Here is an 18,807-nt window from a genome sequence, read left to right as displayed (position 1 = left end):
TCGACGCTACGGACACGCCCCACCTGGGTCCAGCTAAGGATTCTTACGTATCATTAGCACACGTGATGATGACGGATCTCCCGCTGGACCAGGTGCGGACCCTGCTCGCCGTCGTGGACGAGGGGACGTTCGACGCGGCGGCGGCCGCGCTGCATGTGACGCCGTCGGCGATCAGCCAGCGGGTGAAGGCCCTGGAGCAGCGCACGGGACGGGTCCTACTGCTGCGGACCAAGCCGGTGCGGCCGACCGAGTCGGGCGAGGTGCTGGTGCGGCTGGCCCGCCAGGTGGCGCGGCTGGAGCACGACGCGTACGCGGAGCTCGGGCTGAGTGGCACCGGGGAGCCGACGCGGGTGTCGGTGGCGGTGAACGCGGACTCGCTGGCCACCTGGTTCCTGCCCGTCCTCACCCGTGTGCCGCAGGAGCCGCGGCTCTGCTTCGAGCTGCGCCGCGAGGACGAGGACCACACGGCGACCCTCCTGCGGGAGGGCGTGGTGATGGCCGCGGTGACCTCGTCGCCGGATCCCGTGCCGGGCTGCTCCGTGCGGTCGCTCGGACGGATGCGCTACCTCCCGGTGGCCGCGCCGGACTTCGCCGCGCGCCACCTCGGCGGGCCCCTGGCCCAGACGCTCACGGAGGTGCCCGTGATGGTCTTCGACCGGCGTGACGACTTCCAGGACGGCTTCGTCCGCGCGCTCACCCGGGGGCGGAGCGGCGCGAGCGCGCTGCGGCACTACGTGCCGACCTCGGAGGGCTTCGTCGAGGCCGTCGCCGCCGGGCTGGGCTGGGGCCTGGTGCCGGAGCCCCAGGCGGACCCCCTGCTGCGCGACGGCCGGCTCGTCCGCATCGCCCCGGGCCGCACGGTCGACGTGCCGCTGTACTGGCAGCAGTGGAAGCTCGACTCGCCGGCGCTGGCGCAGGTGGCGGAGACGGTGACGGCGACCGCGGCGGCGGCGTTGCGCGCCTGACGCCTCAGTCCCGGACGCTCTCCAGCCGGGCCGCCGCGCTGTCCAGCAGCATCTCCAGGGCCGTCGGGTAGGCGCTGGTGAGCATGCGGGTGGCGAGCAGGGGCGCCGCCTCGGCGATGCGGGGATGGGTCGTGGCGGGCAGGCGGGCGTACGTCGAGCGCCACATGTCCTCGTCGGCGTGCAGCGAGTCGCTGGGCAGGGCCAGCGAGGCGGCGTCCAGCGCGGCGAAGGCCAGCGTCTGGTCGATGAAGGCGTGGTAGATGCGCACGGTGTCGGGCAGCGGGAAACCGGCCGCGCGCAGGACGTCCAGGACGGCCTCGTCGGCGGCCAGCTCATGGGCCCGGCCCGTGACGCGGTTCGTGGTCAGCAGGGCGGCCTGCGGATGGGCGAGGTAGGCGGCGTGCATACGCAGCCCGACGGACCGCAGGTCCGCCCGCCACTCCCCCGTGGGCCGCCAGCCCTCCAGGGCCTGGCCGATGAGCGCGTCCCCGATGGCGAGGGTCAGGACGTCCATGCCCCGGAAGTACCGGTAGAGCGTGCTCGGGTCGGCGTCCAGGGCGAGGCCCAGCCGGCGGGCGGTCAGTCCCGCGCTGCCGTGTTCGCGCAGCATGCGCAGCGCGGTCTCGACGATCAGCTCCTCGGACAGCACGGTGCCGCTCTTGGTGGGCCTGCGCCGGCGGCGTTTCTCCTCCGGCACCACGGGCTTGGGCACGGCGCCTCCTCCTTATGCCAACGCCATTGACCTTATGACACAGCACGGCGTTTCATCTCTGCAAGGGCGCGTCACGTTCTGCGCAAATAGGGAGTTTCTGTCATGCGTGTACTGCTCGTGGGTGCCGGTGGTGTGGGCGGGGCTATCACCCGGATCGCGGCCCGGCGGCCCTTCTTCGAGGCCATGGTGGTGGCCGACTACGACCCTGACCGGGCAGAGGCGGCGGTCGCGGCGCTGGGCGGTGACGCGCGGTTCACCGCCGAACAGGTGGACGCGGGCGACGAGGAGGCCGTGACCCGCCTGCTCGGCCGGCACCGCTGCGACGTCCTGCTCAACGCGACCGACCCCCGCTTCGTGATGCCTCTGTTCCGGGCGGCCCGCGCCGCGGGGGCCACCTATCTCGACATGGCGATGTCGCTGTCCCGCCCGCACGCCGAGCGGCCTTACGAGGAGTGCGGGGTCAAGCTCGGCGACGAGCAGTTCGCGCAGGCCGCCGACTGGGAGAGGGAGGGGCTGCTGGCCCTCGTCGGCATGGGCGTGGAGCCGGGCATGTCGGACGTCTTCGCGCGCTACGCCGCGGACGAACTCTTCGACGAGATCGAAGAGATCGGCATCCGCGACGGCGCGAACCTGACCGTCGACGGCTACGACTTCGCACCCTCGTTCAGCATCTGGACCACCATCGAGGAGTGCCTCAACCCGCCGGTCGTCTACGAGGCCGCTAAGGGCTGGTTCACTACCGAACCCTTCAGTGAGCCCGAGGTCTTCGACTTCCCCGAGGGCATCGGTCCGGTCGAGTGCGTGAACGTGGAGCACGAGGAGGTGCTGCTCGTCCCGCGCTGGGTCGACGCCCGCCGGGTGACCTTCAAGTACGGCCTGGGCCGGGAGTTCGTCGAGACGCTGAAGACGCTGCATCTGCTGGGCCTGGACCGCACCGACCCGGTGACCGTGCCCTCGCCGGACGGACCGGTGAAGGTCTCGCCCCGCGACGTGGTCGCCGCGTGCCTGCCCGACCCGGCGACGCTGGGCGAGCGGATGCACGGCAAGACGTGTGCGGGCACTTGGGTGCGGGGCGTGAAGGACGGCGAGCCGCGCGAGGTGTACCTGTACCACGTGGTCGACAACCAGTGGTCCATGACGGAGTACGGCTCCCAGGCGGTGGTGTGGCAGACCGCCGTCAACCCCGTCGTCGCGCTCGAACTCCTCGCGGCGGGCGCCTGGTCCGGGGCGGGCGTGCTCGGCCCGGAGGCCTTCCCGGCCCGGCCGTTCCTGGACCTGCTGACGGAGTACGGCTCCCCCTGGGGCATGCGGGAGCAGTGAACGACTGTCCGGGAACGCCCTGTTTCAGCACGCATCGACAGGTCACCCGAAAAGGAGTAAGCATCCGAGAGAGCACGTTTCTACTGCGATGCAGGTGACTTCGATGGACAACTGGCGAGACCACGCTGCCTGTCGGCACGAGGACCCCGAGCTCTTCTTCCCGATCGGCACCTCCGGCCCGGCTCTGTTGCAGACGGAACAGGCCAAGGGGGTGTGCCGTCGGCGCTGCCCGGTGCAGGAGCAGTGTCTGCAATGGGCCCTGGACACAGGGCAGTCCATCGGCGTGTGGGGCGGGACGAGCGAGAACGAACGGCGTGCGCTGAAGCGCCGCACGGCCGCTCGCCGCCGCTCCGGCTGACACCGCCTACCACCCCTGGGGCTCTAGTGCCCCGGCAGGCAACGTTCGCCCCGTCGCGCAAACGCTGCCTGCCGGGGCACTAGCTGCGCCGCAGCGACCCCCAGGGGTTTCCCTGCCGGGCCACCTCCGCCTTCGCCTCGTCGATCACCTGCTGGTCGATCCAGCACATCGGGCGGACGCCGGTGACCAGCGGTTCGTTGTCGGGCCCGCGGGCGGCCTCCTTGCCGGCGAGCACCCAGGGGCGGACTCCCGGCCCCTTGTCGTGCGGCAGATGGGCGTAGTCGTGCAGGCGGCGGGCCACCCACACCCGGACCGGCCGGCCCTCCCACCACTCCTCGACGCCGAGCGGGCTCGCGGACAGCCCCGGCAGGGACACGCCCGTCAGGTCGTCGGTGCTGGACACCTCGCGGAGATCGATCTCCGGGCCGCGCGACCAGCGGACGTACAGGCCCCGGTGCCGCTCCACGAGCTCGGCGAGTTCGTCGAGTGTGCGCACGACCCGCAGATCGTCCGGTGCACGCATGTCATGACCTCCTTCCTCGACGTGTTCCGGCGGACGGAGTACCCGCCCGGCACGAGCGGAACCGGCTGTTCGGCACCGAGCGGTGCGGGGAGCGGGCCGGGGTTAGGGCCTTTCGTTTGGATCAGGTCGCAGGGAGGCGACGGTGCTGTTCGACGCCGGTGAGCGGGGTCTGGTGCGTGCAGCTGCAAGGCGGAGGAGGGCGTCGACGCGATGGGGGTCCCTCCCGCGCGAGCGCAGCCGAGCGTGGGGGAGTCGGCAACCGACGACAACGCGGCAGATGCGCGTGCCAGACCCCGCGTCTGCGGCCTGATCCAAACGACAGGGCCTAGGCTCGCGGCACATCCGTACCGCCGCGGAGAGGAGCCGACCATGAGCGTGCGCGTGCGCCGTGTCTACGATCCGGCCGAGCCGGAGGACGGGGTGCGGGTCCTGGTCGACCGGCTGTGGCCGCGCGGACTGGCGAAGGACGCGGCCCGGGTGGACGAGTGGCCGAAGGCGATCACCCCGTCGACGGAGCTGCGGCGCTGGTACCACGCGGGCGAGGGCTCCTACGAGGAGTTCGCCGAGCGGTACGAGGCGGAGCTCGCCGCCGACGAGGCCGCGGAGGCCCTCGACGGCGTGCGTGCACTGCTCCGCGAGGGGGACGTGACGCTGCTGACCGCTTCGAAGACGCCGCAGGAGAGCCACGCGACGGTACTGGCCCGCCTCCTCCAGGCGTGAGACGGGCCGTCCGGCGAGGTCAGGCGGTCTGCTTGGCCGCCGCCCGGCCCGCCGCCCGCCCCGAGAAGAGGCAGCCGCCGAGGAAGGTGCCCTCCAGGGCGTTGTAGCCGTGCACGCCGCCGCCGCCGAATCCGGCGACCTCGCCGGCCGCGTACAGTCCCTCGACCGGCTTGCCGTCCATCCCGAGGGCGCGGGAGTCGAGGTCGGTCTGGATGCCGCCGAGGGTCTTGCGGGTGAGGATGTGCAGCTTGACGCCGATCAGCGGCCCGGCCGCCGGGTCGAGGATGCGGTGCGGGGTGGCGACCCGGCCGAGGCGGTCACCGATGTAGCGGCGGGCGTTGCGGATGCCCTGCACCTGGGCGTCCTTGGCGTACGGGTTGGCGATCTGCAGGTCACGGGCCTCGATCTGGCGCTTGACGACGGCCGCGTCGAGGAGCGGCTTGTCGGTGAGTTCGTTCATCTTCGCGACGAGCTGCTCGACGCCGGCCGCGGTCACGAAGTCGGCGCCCTTGCGCAGGAACGCGTCGACCGGTCCGGGCGCGCCCTTGCCGAGGATGCGTTCCTTGAGGAATCCGGCGCGGTCCTTGGCGGTGATGTCGGGGTTCTGCTCGGAGCCCGACAGGGCGAACTCCTTCTCGATGATCTTCTGCGTGAGGATGAACCAGGAGTGGTCGTACCCGGCGATGTCCTCGGTGGTGCGCAGGTGCTTCAGGGTGCCGAGGGTGTCGTAGCCGGGCAGGTACGGCCCGGGCAGGCGGCGGCCGAGGGCGTCGAACCACATCGAGGACGGTCCGGGCAGGATGCGGATGCCGTGGCCGGGCCAGATCGGGTCCCAGTTCTGCAGGCCCTCCGTGTAGTGCCACATGCGGTCGCGGTTGACCAGCCGTACGCCGGCCTCGGCGCTGATGTCGAGCATCCGCCCGTCGACGTAGGCGGGGACGCCGGTGACCATCTCGCGTGGCGGGGTGCCGAGGCGCTCGGGCCAGTAGCGGCGAACGATGTCGTGGTTCGCGCCGATGCCGCCACTGGTGACGATGACGGCCTGGGCGGTGAGTTCGAACTCGCCGATCCCCTCGCGGCTGGAGGCGACACCCCGGGGTGAGGAGTCCGCGGCCAGGACCGTGCCGCGCACACCCCGGGCGGTGCCGCCCTCGACGACGAGCGCGTCGACGCGGTGACGGTGGTGGAAGGTGAGCAGGCCGTCGCGGGCGGCCTGCTTGGCGTACCGCACGAACGGTTCGACGACACCGGTGCCGGTGCCCCAAGCGACGTGGAAGCGGGGCACGGTGTTGCCGTGCCCGTGCGCCGTGAGGTCGCCCCGCTCGGCCCAGCCGACGGTGGGCAGGAACGTGATGCCGTGTCCGTCCAGCCAGGAGCGCTTCTCCCCCGCGGCGAACTCGACGTAGGCACGGGCCCAGCGCACGGCCCAGGAGTCCTCGTCCTCCAGCCGGTCGAAGCCCGCGCTGCCCCGCCAGTCGCTCCAGGCGAGGTCGAAGGAGTCCTTGATGCCCAGGCGCCGCTGTTCGGGCGAGCCGACGAGGAACAGCCCGCCAAAGGACCAGAAGGCCTGGCCGCCGAGGTTGCCCGCGTTCTCCTGGTCGACGAGGGCGACCCGCCGGCCCTTGTTGGTCAGTTCGTGCGCCGCGACCAGGCCGGCGAGGCCCGCTCCGACGACGATGACATCGGCATCCATGGCGACCGTTCCCTTCCTCAGTTCTTCGTGTGGGCGAGGGTGCCGCTGCCGTCGGTCAGCAGGGCCGTGAGCAGTTGCTTCAGCCAGGCCCGGGCGTGCTCCAGGTCCCGGTCCAGCAGCAGTTGCGTGGTGACACCGTCGTACGCGGCGACCACGGCACGGGCGGCGCCGTCGGTGTCACCCAGGACGGCGGGCAGTGCGGTGTGCCCGCGGGCCCGGCCGAGCCGGTCGGCGACGGCCTGTCGCAGCCGCGCGCGGTGTTCGAGCAGGCTCCGCGCCACCGCCGGGTCGCGGGCGGCGTGCACGAGGAAGTCCGTCTTCACCAGGAGCCAGTCGCGGTCGAGGAGCAGCACGTCCGTGACGCGGTCCACGGCGGCGGGCACGTCGAGGTCGGGCCCGTCGAGGGCGAGGGCGCCGGACACCTGCTCGGCGATCAGGTCGGCCCGCTCGCGGTAGAGGGCGAAGAACAGCTCGTCGAGGCTGGAGAAGTTGGAGTAGAAGGCGCCCCTGCTGTAGCCGGCCGCCTCGCAGACCTCCTCGATCGAGACGTGCCCGAAGCCCTTGGCCGCGAACACGGAGAACGCCGCCTCGAGGAGGTTGGCGCGGGTGTGGACACGGCGCCTGGTCACGCGCCCGGTTCTTCCTTCAGCAGCCATGCCCGGCCCCCTTTCGATACACGACTGTATTGGATACACCGATGTATCGAAAGACCGGGTTTCAGGTTGGTTTCAGGCTCCCCATGGAACACATATTCGATTCGGGAGTACGCTGGCCGCATGCACCTCCAGGGCTCCCTCTTCGACCAAGCCGACGAGCTGCGCCTCGGCTCTCTGGACGGGATCAGCCGTGCCCACCTCGGCTTCGGCGCCTGGCTCGACGCGCTGCCCGGATGGCTCAGCGGCTCGGACGACCTGTTCGAACGGCTGGCCGCCGAGGTTCCGTGGCGGGCCGAGCGGCGCAAGATGTACGACAGCGTGGTCGACGTCCCCCGCCTGCTCGCGTTCTACGGGCCGGACGATCAGCTGCCGCACCCGTTGCTCGCCGAGGCGCGGGACGCGCTGAGCGCCCACTACGGCGAGGAGCTGGGCGAGCCCTTCACCACGGCCGGGCTGTGCTACTACCGCGACGGCCGGGACAGCGTGGCCTGGCACGGCGACCGGATCGGGCGCGGGGCGCGCGAGGACACGATGGTCGCGATCCTGTCGGTCGGAGCACCCCGGGACCTGCTGCTGCGCCCTCTGCGAGGCGATCGGGACACCGTGCGCCGTCCGCTGGGCCACGGCGACCTCGTCGTGATGGGCGGTTCCTGCCAGCGCACCTGGGAACACGCGATCCCCAAGAGCACGCGCGCGACGGGGCCGCGCATCAGCATCCAGTTCCGCCCGCACGGCGTGCGCTGAGATCCGTCGAACGCCGCTCCCCCACGGCTCCGTTGAGCCGGACCCGGCGATTCCACCCACCGCGGGATCTGCTTTTCTTCTCCCCACGGGCCGGGACCGGGACCACACGAGGCGGGCGATCATGCGGGCGGACGTACACCAAGTCGCGGACGGCACCTACCTGGTGCACGGTTCCCACACCAACTGGGTGATCCTCACGGACGGGGACGCCGTCACGCTGGTCGACACCGGCTACCCCGGTGACCGGGAGCGGGTCCTCGCCTCGCTCGCGCAGGTGGGCAGCTCCCCGGAAGCGGTCACGGCCGTGCTGATCACGCACGCGCACAACGACCACCTGGGCAACGCGGAGTACCTGCGCGCCACGTACGGCACGCCTGTCCACCTGCACGAGGCCGAAGTGCCGCACGCGCGCCGTGACTTCCTGCACCAGGTGTCCGTCGGGACGGTGCTGGGGAACGGCTGGCGGCCGGGGGTCCTGCCGTGGGCGGTGCACGCGCTGCGCTCGGGCGGCACGGCCCACGTCCCCGTCACCGCTCCACAGGCGTTCCCGGTGGCGGGCCCCCTGGACCTGCCCGGGCGGCCGGTACCGGTACACACCCCGGGCCACACCGACGGGCACTGCGCCTACCACCTGCCCGGTGCCGGGGTACTGATCTCCGGGGACGCCCTGGTCAGCGGGCATCCCACCTCGCGGGTGAAGGGGCCGCAGCTGCTGCCGGACATGTTCCACCACGAGCGGCCGCGGGCCCTGGCCTCCCTGGACGTCCTGGCGGAGCTGGAGGGCGAGCTGCTGCTCCCCGGACACGGGCCGGCGCACCGCGGGCCGGTGCGGGACGCCGCTCTGCAGGCCCGGGAACGCGCCCTCTAGAGTGAGGCGACGATCGGCGGCGAGACAAGGACACCCGGCGCATGGCACTGCAGATCAGCGCGACGAACCCCGAGCATCCCGCGCTCTTGCTGGAACTGCCGTGGCACCTGCCCCTGGAGGACTGGCCGGAGGAATACCTCGTGCCGCTGCCGCGCGGCATCTCCCGGCACGTCGTGCGCTACTCCCGTGCCGGTGACGAGGTGATCGCCGTCAAGGAGCTGGCCGAACGGCCCGCGCTGCGCGAGTACGAGCTGCTGCGCGACCTCGACCGGATCGGCATCCCGGCGGTGGACCCGCTGGCCGTGGTCACCGGCCGCACCGACGCGAGCGGCGCCCCGCTGGAGAGCGTACTGGTCACCCGGCACCTGGGCGGCTCGATGCCGTACCGCTCGATGTTCGAGACGACCATGCGCCCGGCGACCATGCACCGGCTGATGGACGCGCTCGCCGTGCTCCTGGTGCGGCTGCACCTGGCCGGGTTCGCCTGGGGCGACTGCTCGCTGTCCAACACCCTCTTCCGGCGTGACGCGGGCGCCTACGCCGCCTATCTGGTCGACGCCGAGACCGGTGACCTGCATCCGCAGCTCAGCGTGGGGCAGCGGGACTACGACCTCGATCTCGCCCGGGTGAACATCAGCGGCGAGCTGCTGGACCTGGAGGCGTCGGGGGCGCTGCACCCCTCCGTGGATCCGATCGAGTTCGGCACGGAGATCTGCGCCCGCTACCGCGGTCTGTGGGACGAGCTGACCCGGGCCTCCGTCTACCCGGCCGGCAAGTACCACTACATCGAGCGCCGGATCCGCCGCCTGAACGACCTCGGTTTCGATGTCGCCGAGATGCAGATCGAGCACGCCTCGAACGGCGACACGGTCAGCTTCGTGCCCAAGGTCGTCGACGCGGGCCACCACCAGCGGCAGTTGCTGCGCCTGACCGGGCTGGACACGGAGGAGAACCAGGCCCGGCGGCTGCTGAACGACCTGGAGAGCTGGATGGCGACCCAGGACGACTACGCGCCGGGCGATCCCCTCGGAGCCCGCCCCGAGGTGCTGGCCCACCGCTGGGTGCGGGAGGTCTTCCGCCCGACGGTGCGGGCCGTGCCGCTCGAACTGCGCGGTGCGATGGACCCGGCGGAGATCTACCACCAGCTCCTCGAACACCGCTGGTACATGTCCGAGCGGGCCCAGCACGACATCGGCATCGAGACGGCGGTCGAGGACTACATCGAGAACATCCTGCCCAAGGCGAGCAAGACGCTGCAGCCGACGGCGGAGTGAGCGGCCGGCGCCGTCACCCGTGCGGCACCACCGCCACCGGGCAGTCCGCGTGGTGCAGCATCCCGTGGGCCACCGAGCCGATGCGGACCCCGACGGCCGTGCGGTGGGCCCGGCGGCCGACGACCATCAGCTGGGCCGTCCCGGCCACCGACAGCAGCACCTGACTCGCACTGCCCATCTCCACGTGCTCCTCGACCGGCACATCGGGGAAGCGGTCCCGCCAGGGCCGGACGGCGGCGGCCAGACTCTTCTTCTCGTACGGCTCCAGACCGCCGGCCTCGTCGAGGAGCTTCAGCGAGCCGGGGCTGTAGGCGAAGACGGGCGGCAGGTTCCAGGCCCGCACGACCCGTACGGTCGCGCCGCGCGCGGCGGCCGTCTCGAAGGCGAAGCGCAACGCGTCGGCACTGTCCTGCGGGTCGCCCTGCTGGCCCACGACGATCTCGCGCCCGGCGGCCTCGGACGCGGGCTGGTCGCCGGCCCGGACGAGCACCACGGGCCGGGTGACCGAGGCGATCACCTGCTGGCCGACCGAGCCGAGCAGGAATCCGACGATGCGGCCGTGCCCGCGCGAGCCGAGCACCAGCAGCTCGGCGTCGGCCGCGGCGGCGGTCAGGATGTCGGCCACCGGGCCCTCGATGACATCGGTGGTCACCGCGAGCTCCGGATGCTGTCGGGTGACGGTCCCGACGGCCTCGGTCATCGCGCTGTGCACCCACTCGGCCTGGCTATCCGCGCCTGTGGCGACCGCGGTCTCCATCAGCTCCGGCGTCTGGACCCGCCAGGCGTGCACCACGCGCAGCGGCCGGTCGCGCCGCACCGCCTCCCGCGCCGCCCAGGCGAGGGCCGCGAGGCTCTCCTGCGATCCGTCGACCCCTGCGGTGATCGGGCGTGTCATCCGGCTGCCTCCCGTGTCGAAATCACTACGTGCCGGTGATCAGTCTTCCCTACGTCGCCCGCATGTCCTTGAGCGCGGCGAGTTCTGCGTGCCGGGGCCCTGCGGAGGTGATCCTCGTATCCGGGCGCACCGCTGCGATCGAACATACGATGGGCGGAGGTCGGCGCGGTGCTCCGGGACGCCGTGCCGTGAGTCGACCGCCCGGTGTGGGGGACGTATGGCACAGGCCGCCGATACGGCGCGGACCGTCATCATGACCGTGGACGACGACCCGGGTGTCTCCCGGGCCGTGGCCCGGGACCTGAGGCGGCGGTACGGCGCGTCGTACCGGATCGTGCGGGCGGAGTCCGGCGCGTCCGCGCTGGACGCGTTGCGTGAGCTGAAGCTGCGCGGCGATCTCGTGGCCGTGATCCTGGCCGATTTCCGGATGCCGCAGATGAACGGCATCGAGTTCCTCGAACAGGCCCTGGACGTCTACCCGGGCGCGCGGCGCGTGCTGCTGACCGCGTACGCGGACACGAACGCCGCGATCGACGCGATCAACGTCGTCGACCTCGACCACTATCTCCTCAAGCCCTGGGACCCGCCCGAGGAGAAGCTGTACCCGGTCCTCGACGATCTGCTCCAGGCCTGGCGGACCAGTGACTTCCGGCCCGTGCCCAGCACCAAGGTCGTGGGCCACCGGTGGTCGTCGCACTCCTCGGACGTACGGGAGTTCCTGGCCCGCAACCAGGTGCCGTACCGCTGGTACTCCTCCGACGAGCCGGAGGGGCGGCGACTGCTGGCCGCGGCCGGCGAGGACGGGATGCGGCTGCCGGTGGTGATCACGCCGGACGGGACACCGCTGGTCGAGCCGGAGGCCGTCGACCTCGCCGCCCGGGTCGGGCTGGCGACGACCCCGACGGCCGACTTCTACGACCTGGTCGTCATCGGCGGCGGCCCGGCCGGGCTCGGCGCGGCGGTCTACGGCGCCTCCGAGGGGCTGCGGACCGTGCTGGTTGAGCGGTCGGCGACCGGCGGGCAGGCGGGCCAGAGCTCCCGGATCGAGAACTACCTGGGCTTCCCCGACGGGGTGTCGGGGGCGCAGCTCACCGACCGGGCCCGGCGGCAGGCGTCGAAGTTCGGCGCGGAGATCCTCACGGCGCGCGAGGTGACGGCCCTGGAGGTCAACGGCGCGGCCCGGATCGTGCGGTTCTCCGACGGCTCGGCTGTCGCCGCGCACAGCGTGATCCTGGCGACCGGCGTGTCCTACCGGCAACTGGCGGCGCCCGGCTGCGAGGACCTGACCGGCTGCGGCCTGTACTACGGTTCGGCCCTGACGGAGGCCCCCTCCTGCCAGGGGCAGGACGTGTACATCGTCGGCGGCGCCAACTCCGCGGGGCAGGCGGCGATGTACCTGTCCCGGGGCGCCAAGTCGGTGACCCTGCTGGTGCGCGGTGAGTCGCTGTCGGCGTCGATGTCGCACTACCTGATCCAGCAGATCGAGGAGTCGCCCAACATCCAGGTCCGTGCCCGCACGGTGGTCGAGGAGGCACACGGCGACGGCCGTCTGGAGCAGCTGACCCTGCGGGACGTGGACAGCGGGCACACCGAACAGGTCGACGCCCAGTGGGTGTTCGTGTTCATCGGCGCGGCCCCGCTGACCGGCTGGCTGGACGGGACGGTGCTGCGGGACGAGCGCGGGTTCATCCTCGCCGGGCCCGACCTGAGCGCCGACGGCCGTCCGCCGGAGGGCTGGGAGCTGGACCGGCCGCCGTACCACCTGGAGACCAATGTGCCCGGCGTGTTCGTGGCGGGCGACGCCCGCTCGGAGTCCGCGAAGCGGGTCGCGTCCGCCGTCGGAGAGGGAGCCATGGCCGTGATGCTCGTCCACCGGTATCTGGAGCAGTCGTGAGCGGGCGGTCGCTGCCGTGCAACCCGCAGGAGGTCGGGGCGCTGTTCCTGTTCGAGAAGCTCACGCCCGAGCAGCTCGGCAGGTTGTGCAGCGAGGGACGGGTCGAGCGGTTCGAGCCCGGCCCCGTGTACACCGAGGGCGAGCCCGCCACCTGCTTCTACGTGATGCTCGAGGGCACCGTGGTGCTGTACCGCCGGGTCGGCGGGGACGACGTGGAGGTGACCCGGACCTCGCAGCGCGGGGTGTACGCGGGATCCATGCAGGCGTACCTGGGCGACCGGGTGCGGCAGGTCTACAACAACTCCATGCGTGTCACGGAGCCGACGCGGTTCTTCGTGCTGCCCGCCGACACGTTCGCGGGCATCATGCAGGAGTGGTTCCCGATGGCGGTGCATCTGCTGGAGGGGCTGTTCTTCGGCTCGAAGAACACCCAGCGGATGATCGGCCAGCGCGAACGTCTGCTGGCCCTCGGCTCGTTGTCCGCCGGTCTCACGCACGAGCTGAACAACCCGGCCGCGGCGGCCGTACGGGCGACCGCGACGCTGCGGGAGCGGGTCGGCAAGATGCGCCACAAACTGGCGGTCATCGCGCAGGGTTCGTACTCCCCCGAGGTCATGGCCAACCTGATCGACATCCAGGAGCGCACGGCCGAACGGGTCGCGAAGGCACCGGCGCTGAGTCCGCTGGAGGCCTCCGACCGGGAGGACGCCGTGTCCGACTGGCTGGACGACCAGGGCATCCCGGAGGGCTGGCGGATCGCGCCCACCTTCGTCCAGGCCGGTCTCGACGTGGACTGGCTGGACCAGGTCGCGGCGGCGGTGGACGAGGACATCCTGCCCAGCGCGATCGGGTGGCTCAACTACACCGTCGAGACCGAGCTGCTGATGGACGAGATCAACGACTCGACCACCCGCATCTCGCATCTGGTGGACGCGGCGAAGCAGTACTCGCAGCTCGACCGGGCGCCCTTCCAGAACGCCGACGTGCACGAACTCCTCGACTCCACCCTGCTGATGCTGTCGGGCAAGATCGGCAAGCAGATCGAGGTCGTCAAGGACTACGACCGTACGCTGCCGAGGATCCCCGCGTACCCCGCGGAGCTCAACCAGGTGTGGACGAACCTCATCGACAACGCGGTCGCGGCGATGAACAGTGCGGGCGGGGAGGGGACGTTGACCGTGCGGACGGCCGCGGACCACGACCGGCTGCTGGTGGAGTTCCGCGACACGGGCGTCGGAATCCCGGCGGAGGACCGGGAGCGGATCTTCGATCCCTTCTTCACCACCAAGCCGGTGGGTGAGGGGACCGGACTCGGGCTCGACATCTCCTGGCGGATCGTGGTCAACAAGCACCACGGGAGCATCCAGGTGGAGTCGGAGCCGGGGGACACGCGTTTCCAGGTGCTGCTTCCGCTGACAGCGGTCGAGGAGGAGTCGGCATGAGTGACGAGAACGGGATCGACCCGAGTGTGCCGCCGAGCGGCAGCGGGTGCGCGGACTGCGATGCGGCCGGGGGGTGGTGGTTCCACCTCCGGCGGTGTGCGCAGTGCGGGCATGTGGGGTGCTGTGACAGTTCGCCGGCGAAGCACGCGACGGGGCACTTTCGGGACACCGGGCATCGCCTGGTGCAGAGCTTCGAGCCGGGCGAGGACTGGTACTGGGACTACGGGACGAACGAGCTGTACGAGTCGGGGCCCGAGCTGGCTCCGCCGGTGAGTCATCCTGCGGAGCAGCCGACGCCGGCCCCCGCGGGGCGGGTGCCGGCTGACTGGGCGAAGGTTCTGCGGGCCTAGGGGTTCGGGACTTGGAAGAAGGTTGGTTCTGTGCAGCAGGCTTCCTCGGCCGCGCCCGTCGTCGGGCGGGATGCCGAACTCTCGCGACTCTCCGGTGTGCTGGAGCGTGCGCGTGGTGGTGAGGCCCGGGCCGTGTTGCTCGCCGGGGACGCCGGCGTCGGCAAGACCCGGGTGCTCGACGAGGTCGGGGGGCAGGCTGCCGCAGCGGGCATGACCGTGGTCACCGGGCACTGCGTGGATCTCGGCGACGTCGGGCTGCCCTATCTGCCGTTCACCGAGATTCTGGGTGTGCTGGCCGCCGATGAGCGGTTCGCCGGGCCTCTCGCCGCTCATCCCGTGGTCGAGCGGCTGCTGGGGGCCGGGACCGATTCCGTGCGGGACGTGGACGCGCGGCTTCGGTTGTTCGAGGGGATGGCGGGGCTGCTGGCCGAAGTCGCGCAGGTCGCGCCGCTGTTGCTCGTGCTGGAGGATCTGCACTGGGCGGATCAGTCGTCGCGGGATCTGCTGCGGTTCCTGCTCGGCCGAGGTGTGCTCCGGCACCGGCTGGCGGTGCTCGCCTCGTACCGGGCCGACGATCTGCACCGCCGGCATCCGCTGCGGCCGCTGCTGGCGGAGCTGATACGGCTGCCCGTGGTCGAGCGGCTGGAGTTGCGGCCGCTGCCCGATTCCGATGTGGACCGGCTGGTGCGGGCCCTGGAACCCAGGCCGCTGCCGGACGCCACGGTGCGGCGGATCGTGGAGCGGGCGGAGGGGAACGCCTTCTACGCGGAGGAGTTGCTCGCCGCCACCGACACGGAGTCCGGTGGGGTGCCCAGCGGGCTCGCCGATGTGCTGCTGATCCGTTTCGAGCAGCTGTCCGAGACCGCGCAGCAGGTGCTGCGGACCGCCGCCGTCGCCGGCCGCCGGGTGGAGCACGATCTGCTGCGGGAGGCGGTCGGACTGCCGGAGGCGGAGCTGGAGTCGGCGCTGCGTGAGGCGGTGGGACGGCAGTTGCTGGTCTCCGGGGACGACGACACGTACTCCTTCCGGCACGCCCTCGCCCGCGAGGCCGTCTACGCCGATCTGCTGCCCGGGGAGCGGGCGAGGCTGCACGGCGCGTTCGCGAGGCTGCTCGCCGGGCGTGGGCACCTCGCCGAGAGCGCCGCCGAGCGCGCCCACCACTACCGGGAGAGCCACGACCTGGCCGAGGCGCTGGCCGCGTCCCTGGAGGCCGCCGATCACGCCCAGCGGGTCGGGGCGCCGGCCGAGGAGCAGCGGCATCTCGAAGCGGCCCTGGACCTGTGGCCGGCGGTCGGTCCCGAGGCCCGGCCTTCGGGCGTGGGTGTCGACCGGGTCACGCTGACGCTGCGGGCTTCGGCGGCGGCCGCGCACGCCGGGGAGCTGCACCGCGCGGTCTCGCTCAGCCGGTCCGCGCTCGGGGAGCTCGGCCAGGACTCCGACTCCGAACTCGCCGCACGGGTCCGCTACACCCTCGCCGGGAACCTCATGAGCGTGGACAGCCTGACGGCCGCGTTCGCCTACAGCAGCGAGGCCCTGGCGATGATCCCGGAGGATCCTCCGTCGCGTACGTGGGTGTGGGCGGCGGCCACGCATGTCATGGCCGCCCGCTACATCGGGGAGAACGACACCGCGCTGAAGGTCGCCCGCCGGGCCTTGGAGGTGGCCGAGGAGCTCCGGGTGACCGACGCCCAGGCGGACCTGCTGATATCCCTGGCCGGCTTCGACGGCGGCGGGCGGCGCAGCCCCGAGGGGCGTGAGCGGCTGCTGAAGGCCCGGGAACTGGCCGCGCGTTCGGGCAACGCGGCCGTGGAGCTGCGGGCCCTGTTCAACCTCGCCATGGGCTGCTACGAGAACGGGGACCTGGAGGAGTGCGTGCCCTGGCTGACGGAGGGCCTGGACCGGGCCCGGCGCGCCGGGCTGCTGTCGTCGCCGTATCCGCTGGAGATGCGCTACCTGCGGCTGCTGGTGCTTCAGGTGCTGGGCCGCTGGGACGAGTGTGTGCGCGCGGCGGCGGCCGATGCCGAGGTGCTGCCGGCCGCCGGCGGGTACACCGTCGGTCCCGCGCTGTACGTGGCGCTCGCGCGGGGTGACCTCGCCGCCGCCGACCGGGCGCGTGCCCTGCTGGAGGGCCCGTTCGACTGGATGGCCACCCTGGTCTCGGGCATCGTGCTCACCGACGCCGCGGCGCTGCGCGGGGATCCCGAGGACGCGGTGCGGTGGATGCGGTCGACGGTCACGGCCCTCACCGACGAGGCGGGCACCCGCCCGTACGTCACGGTCCGGCTGGCCGCGCTGGCGTTGTCGGCGGTGGCCGACGCGGCCGCCGCGCTGCGGCTGGCCGGCGACGAGGCCGGGGCCCGCCCCTGGACGGACACCGCGACCGAACTGGTGGAACTGGCACGGACCATGGCCGCCTACGGCGAGCACGGCACGCCTCAGGGTCCCGAGGGGCAGGCATGGCTGGCCCGGGCCGAAGCGGAGTGGGTCAGGGCCGCGTCCGGGCCCGGCGCGGTGGCCGCCTGGGCGAAGGCGGTGACGGCGTTCGGCTACGGCGACGTCTACGAGCGGGCGCGGTGCCGGCTGCGGTACGCCGAGGCCCTGGTGGCGGCCGGACACCGGGAGGAGGCCGCGGCCGAGGCCCGGGAGGTCCGGGAGACCGCGGGCCTCCTGGGCGCCTCGCCGCTGCGGGAACAGGTCGACACCCTGATCCGTCGCGGCCGGCTGTCGGACAGGCCGGGCGGCGACGCCGGGGCCGCCGTGCTCACCGCGCGCGAGCAGGACGTGCTGCGGCTGCTCGCCCTCGGCCACAGCAACCGCCGGATCGGCGAGGAGCTGTTCATCAGCGGCAAGACCGCGAGTGTCCATGTCTCCAACATCCTCGCCAAGCTGGGCGCGTCGAGCCGTGGCGAGGCCGTGGCGATCGCCTACCGCGAGGGCCTGATCACCCCGGAGCCCACGACGTCCGGCTGACCGGCCGACGTGCCCGCCAGACACTCTGGAACGGCAACGGCGGCCGGACGTACTTCCACCGGAACGAGATGCCCTACGACCCGCCGAACCAGGCGGCATGGATGGACGGGACGAACGTGGCCGACCTGGTCGCGTATCCGTGACCTGGCGCTAGCCGGACCCGCAGTCGAGGCTCTCCGGATCGACGGCGTCGGCCATCGCCTGCATCCCCTTGTCGTTGGGGTGCAGATGGTCGCCGCCGTCGAAGACGGGGAGGATCCGCTCGGGGTCGTGGGGGCTGCGCAGGACGCGGTCGAAGTCGGCGACCCCGTCGAACTCGCCGCTGTTGCGGATGAAGGCGTTGACCTGCTGCCGCACCGCTTCCCCGGCGGGGTCCCACTCCTGCCAGCCCTTGAAGGGGGCGATCGTGGCGCCGACGACGCACTTCCCGGAGGCGTGTGCCCGGTCGATCAGCCTGCGGTACCCGGCGATCAGCCCGGCGCCCGTGGCCCCGGGCTCGGCCTTGATGTCGTTGACGCCCTGGAAGAGGAACACCGTGCGCACGCCCGGCAGCGAGAGGGCGTCCCGCTGCAGGCGGTTCAGGGCGCTCTGCCCGGGACCGTCGAGAAGGACCTTGTTCCCGGCGATGCCCGCGTTGGCCACGCCTTTGACCGGGGTGCCGGATGTGCTCAGGCGGCGGGCCAGGTAGTCGGGCCAGCGGCGGTTGCGGTCGGTCGTGGACTTCCAGCCGTCGGTGATGGAGTCACCGAGGGCGACCACGGCTCCCGTCTCCTCGTGGGGTCGTACGGTGACGGCGTCGAGGTAGAACCACGAGCCGGTCCGCCGCTTCCAGTGGGCCGCGCCCTCCTCGGCCGTGTGGTCGCCTTCGGTGGTGTACGACGTCTGCATCGCCAACCAGTGCCCGGTGAGCGTGCCGCCCGCCCGCGCGACGTACAGGCTGACGGCGAGGGTGCGCGCGGCGGGGACGCGGCCGGGCAGCGGGTCGCTGTAGACGATGCCCCCGGCGGGGACGGTGACGGAGCGGGCGCCGCCGAAGGTCAGGCGCCTGTTGCTCCCGGGGACGAGCGCGGCTCCGTCCCGTTGCAGGCCCGCGTGGACGTTGCCGAAGGTCACCGGCTGGTCGCCGAAGGCGTTGGACAGCCGCACCCGGAGGCCGCTGCCGCCGACGCTGGTGTGCGCCATCAGCCGGTAGCCGCGGCCCTCGGCCGCCTCCGCCTCGCCGACGTGGCCGGCGGAGGAGGCCCAGGTGACCACGCCGCGCCCGGCGGCCGCCGGGCCGCTGGGCGTCGGGCTCGGCTGGTCCCCCTCAGGTACCGTGCCGGTCCCGCAGCCCAGCGCGACGCAGGAGGAGAGAGCGGCCAGGGCGGCACGGCAGCGGGGGCGTGCGGGGCGGGACATCGTCGACGCTCCTTCGGCCGGTCGG

17 protein-coding genes are annotated in these 18,807 nt (G+C 72.3%); 11 read left to right on the top strand and 6 right to left on the bottom strand.

Annotated elements, in window-relative coordinates; translation table 11 throughout:
- Positions 1 to 65 precede the first annotated feature (65 nt).
- Positions 66 to 965, top strand: a complete 900-nt coding sequence (locus tag AB0G20_RS11205; RefSeq protein ID WP_361299410.1) for a LysR family transcriptional regulator ArgP — start codon at positions 66 to 68, stop codon at positions 963 to 965.
- A 4-nt stretch (positions 966 to 969) separates the two neighbouring features.
- Here AB0G20_RS11205 and AB0G20_RS11200 read toward each other — a convergent pair whose 3' ends face one another.
- Positions 970 to 1,677 carry a TetR/AcrR family transcriptional regulator gene (locus AB0G20_RS11200; RefSeq protein WP_361299255.1) on the bottom strand — a complete coding sequence of 236 codons (708 nt, stop codon included), beginning with the start codon at positions 1,675 to 1,677 and terminating at the stop codon, positions 970 to 972.
- A gap of 102 nt (positions 1,678 to 1,779) precedes the next feature.
- Here AB0G20_RS11200 and AB0G20_RS11195 point away from each other — a divergent pair, with 102 nt between their 5' ends.
- Positions 1,780 to 2,997 (top strand): saccharopine dehydrogenase C-terminal domain-containing protein, encoded by a 1,218-nt coding sequence (locus tag AB0G20_RS11195; protein ID WP_361299252.1) that lies wholly within the window; start codon positions 1,780 to 1,782, stop codon positions 2,995 to 2,997.
- 103 nt (positions 2,998 to 3,100) lie between these two features.
- Positions 3,101 to 3,355 (top strand): WhiB family transcriptional regulator, encoded by a 255-nt coding sequence (locus tag AB0G20_RS11190; protein WP_062931244.1) that lies wholly within the window; start codon positions 3,101 to 3,103, stop codon positions 3,353 to 3,355.
- A gap of 79 nt (positions 3,356 to 3,434) precedes the next feature.
- Here the strand turns inward: AB0G20_RS11190 and AB0G20_RS11185 are convergent, their stop codons facing one another.
- Entirely contained in the window at positions 3,435 to 3,878 is a 444-nt protein-coding gene (locus tag AB0G20_RS11185) for a DUF6098 family protein (RefSeq protein ID WP_361299248.1), read from the bottom strand.
- Between the two features lie 369 nt (positions 3,879 to 4,247).
- On the opposite strand from AB0G20_RS11185, the gene AB0G20_RS11180 reads away from it, so the two are divergent.
- Complete coding sequence (locus AB0G20_RS11180) at positions 4,248 to 4,598, top strand: DUF488 family protein (protein WP_361299245.1); 351 nt, start codon at positions 4,248 to 4,250, stop codon at positions 4,596 to 4,598.
- Positions 4,599 to 4,617: 19 nt separating this feature from the next.
- Here the strand turns inward: AB0G20_RS11180 and AB0G20_RS11175 are convergent, their stop codons facing one another.
- Positions 4,618 to 6,291: an FAD-binding dehydrogenase gene (locus AB0G20_RS11175; RefSeq protein ID WP_361299242.1), complete on the bottom strand. Its 1,674-nt coding sequence runs from the start codon at positions 6,289 to 6,291 to the stop codon at positions 4,618 to 4,620.
- Positions 6,292 to 6,308: 17 nt separating this feature from the next.
- Entirely contained in the window at positions 6,309 to 6,947 is a 639-nt protein-coding gene (locus AB0G20_RS11170; protein WP_361299239.1) for a TetR/AcrR family transcriptional regulator, read from the bottom strand.
- Positions 6,948 to 7,067: 120 nt separating this feature from the next.
- Here AB0G20_RS11170 and AB0G20_RS11165 point away from each other — a divergent pair, with 120 nt between their 5' ends.
- The 3 genes from AB0G20_RS11165 (at position 7,068) to AB0G20_RS11155 (ending at position 9,833) form a co-directional block, all read left to right on the top strand.
- Positions 7,068 to 7,691, top strand: a complete 624-nt coding sequence (locus AB0G20_RS11165; RefSeq protein WP_361299236.1) for an alpha-ketoglutarate-dependent dioxygenase AlkB — start codon at positions 7,068 to 7,070, stop codon at positions 7,689 to 7,691.
- A 121-nt stretch (positions 7,692 to 7,812) separates the two neighbouring features.
- Positions 7,813 to 8,559 (top strand): MBL fold metallo-hydrolase, encoded by a 747-nt coding sequence (locus AB0G20_RS11160; protein WP_361299233.1) that lies wholly within the window; start codon positions 7,813 to 7,815, stop codon positions 8,557 to 8,559.
- Between the two features lie 41 nt (positions 8,560 to 8,600).
- Positions 8,601 to 9,833 carry a DUF4032 domain-containing protein gene (locus AB0G20_RS11155; protein ID WP_361299230.1) on the top strand — a complete coding sequence of 411 codons (1,233 nt, stop codon included), beginning with the start codon at positions 8,601 to 8,603 and terminating at the stop codon, positions 9,831 to 9,833.
- Positions 9,834 to 9,846: 13 nt separating this feature from the next.
- Here AB0G20_RS11155 and AB0G20_RS11150 read toward each other — a convergent pair whose 3' ends face one another.
- The gene (locus AB0G20_RS11150) at positions 9,847 to 10,728 is read right to left on the bottom strand and encodes a universal stress protein (protein WP_361299227.1); all 882 of its coding nucleotides are present in this window, start codon (positions 10,726 to 10,728) and stop codon (positions 9,847 to 9,849) included.
- A gap of 217 nt (positions 10,729 to 10,945) precedes the next feature.
- Between AB0G20_RS11150 and AB0G20_RS11145 the strand changes: the two genes are divergently transcribed.
- Genes AB0G20_RS11145 through AB0G20_RS11130 form a run of 4 tightly spaced genes read left to right on the top strand, consistent with a single transcriptional unit; the run spans position 10,946 to position 17,384 of the window.
- Complete coding sequence (locus AB0G20_RS11145) at positions 10,946 to 12,622, top strand: FAD-dependent oxidoreductase (protein WP_361299224.1); 1,677 nt, start codon at positions 10,946 to 10,948, stop codon at positions 12,620 to 12,622.
- Positions 12,619 to 14,064, top strand: coding sequence for an ATP-binding protein (locus tag AB0G20_RS11140; protein WP_361299221.1), 1,446 nt, complete (start codon positions 12,619 to 12,621; stop codon positions 14,062 to 14,064). The genes AB0G20_RS11145 and AB0G20_RS11140 overlap by 4 nt, the downstream gene beginning before the upstream one ends.
- Positions 14,061 to 14,414: a UBP-type zinc finger domain-containing protein gene (locus AB0G20_RS11135; protein ID WP_361299218.1), complete on the top strand. Its 354-nt coding sequence runs from the start codon at positions 14,061 to 14,063 to the stop codon at positions 14,412 to 14,414. The genes AB0G20_RS11140 and AB0G20_RS11135 overlap by 4 nt, the downstream gene beginning before the upstream one ends.
- 30 nt (positions 14,415 to 14,444) lie before the next feature.
- Positions 14,445 to 17,384, top strand: a complete 2,940-nt coding sequence (locus tag AB0G20_RS11130) for an AAA family ATPase (RefSeq protein ID WP_361299215.1) — start codon at positions 14,445 to 14,447, stop codon at positions 17,382 to 17,384.
- A gap of 150 nt (positions 17,385 to 17,534) precedes the next feature.
- On the opposite strand, the gene AB0G20_RS11125 is transcribed toward AB0G20_RS11130, so the two are convergent.
- Positions 17,535 to 18,782: an SGNH/GDSL hydrolase family protein gene (locus AB0G20_RS11125; protein ID WP_361299212.1), complete on the bottom strand. Its 1,248-nt coding sequence runs from the start codon at positions 18,780 to 18,782 to the stop codon at positions 17,535 to 17,537.
- Positions 18,783 to 18,807 lie beyond the last annotated feature (25 nt).

Origin of the sequence: Streptomyces sp. NPDC024017 (assembly GCF_040638895.1) — a bacterium.
In the GTDB taxonomy this organism is placed as follows: Bacteria; Actinomycetota; Actinomycetes; order Streptomycetales; family Streptomycetaceae; genus Streptomyces.
This window is presented reverse-complemented; position numbering and strand designations above follow the sequence as displayed.

Bases quoted from the DNA above. Each gene is read 5' to 3' on its own strand.
- AB0G20_RS11160 (WP_361299233.1), top strand. From the start codon at position 7,813: ATGCGGGCGGACGTACACCAAGTCGCGGACGGCACCTACCTGGTGCAC.
- AB0G20_RS11175 (WP_361299242.1), bottom strand. From the start codon at position 6,291: ATGGATGCCGATGTCATCGTCGTCGGAGCGGGCCTCGCCGGCCTGGTC.
- AB0G20_RS11205 (WP_361299410.1), top strand. From the start codon at position 66: ATGATGACGGATCTCCCGCTGGACCAGGTGCGGACCCTGCTCGCCGTC.
- AB0G20_RS11145 (WP_361299224.1), top strand. From the start codon at position 10,946: ATGGCACAGGCCGCCGATACGGCGCGGACCGTCATCATGACCGTGGAC.
- AB0G20_RS11150 (WP_361299227.1), bottom strand. From the start codon at position 10,728: ATGACACGCCCGATCACCGCAGGGGTCGACGGATCGCAGGAGAGCCTC.
- AB0G20_RS11135 (WP_361299218.1), top strand. From the start codon at position 14,061: ATGAGTGACGAGAACGGGATCGACCCGAGTGTGCCGCCGAGCGGCAGC.
- AB0G20_RS11185 (WP_361299248.1), bottom strand. From the start codon at position 3,878: ATGCGTGCACCGGACGATCTGCGGGTCGTGCGCACACTCGACGAACTC.
- AB0G20_RS11155 (WP_361299230.1), top strand. From the start codon at position 8,601: ATGGCACTGCAGATCAGCGCGACGAACCCCGAGCATCCCGCGCTCTTG.
- AB0G20_RS11180 (WP_361299245.1), top strand. From the start codon at position 4,248: ATGAGCGTGCGCGTGCGCCGTGTCTACGATCCGGCCGAGCCGGAGGAC.
- AB0G20_RS11170 (WP_361299239.1), bottom strand. From the start codon at position 6,947: ATGGCTGCTGAAGGAAGAACCGGGCGCGTGACCAGGCGCCGTGTCCAC.
- AB0G20_RS11165 (WP_361299236.1), top strand. From the start codon at position 7,068: ATGCACCTCCAGGGCTCCCTCTTCGACCAAGCCGACGAGCTGCGCCTC.
- AB0G20_RS11195 (WP_361299252.1), top strand. From the start codon at position 1,780: ATGCGTGTACTGCTCGTGGGTGCCGGTGGTGTGGGCGGGGCTATCACC.
- AB0G20_RS11190 (WP_062931244.1), top strand. From the start codon at position 3,101: ATGGACAACTGGCGAGACCACGCTGCCTGTCGGCACGAGGACCCCGAG.
- AB0G20_RS11125 (WP_361299212.1), bottom strand. From the start codon at position 18,782: ATGTCCCGCCCCGCACGCCCCCGCTGCCGTGCCGCCCTGGCCGCTCTC.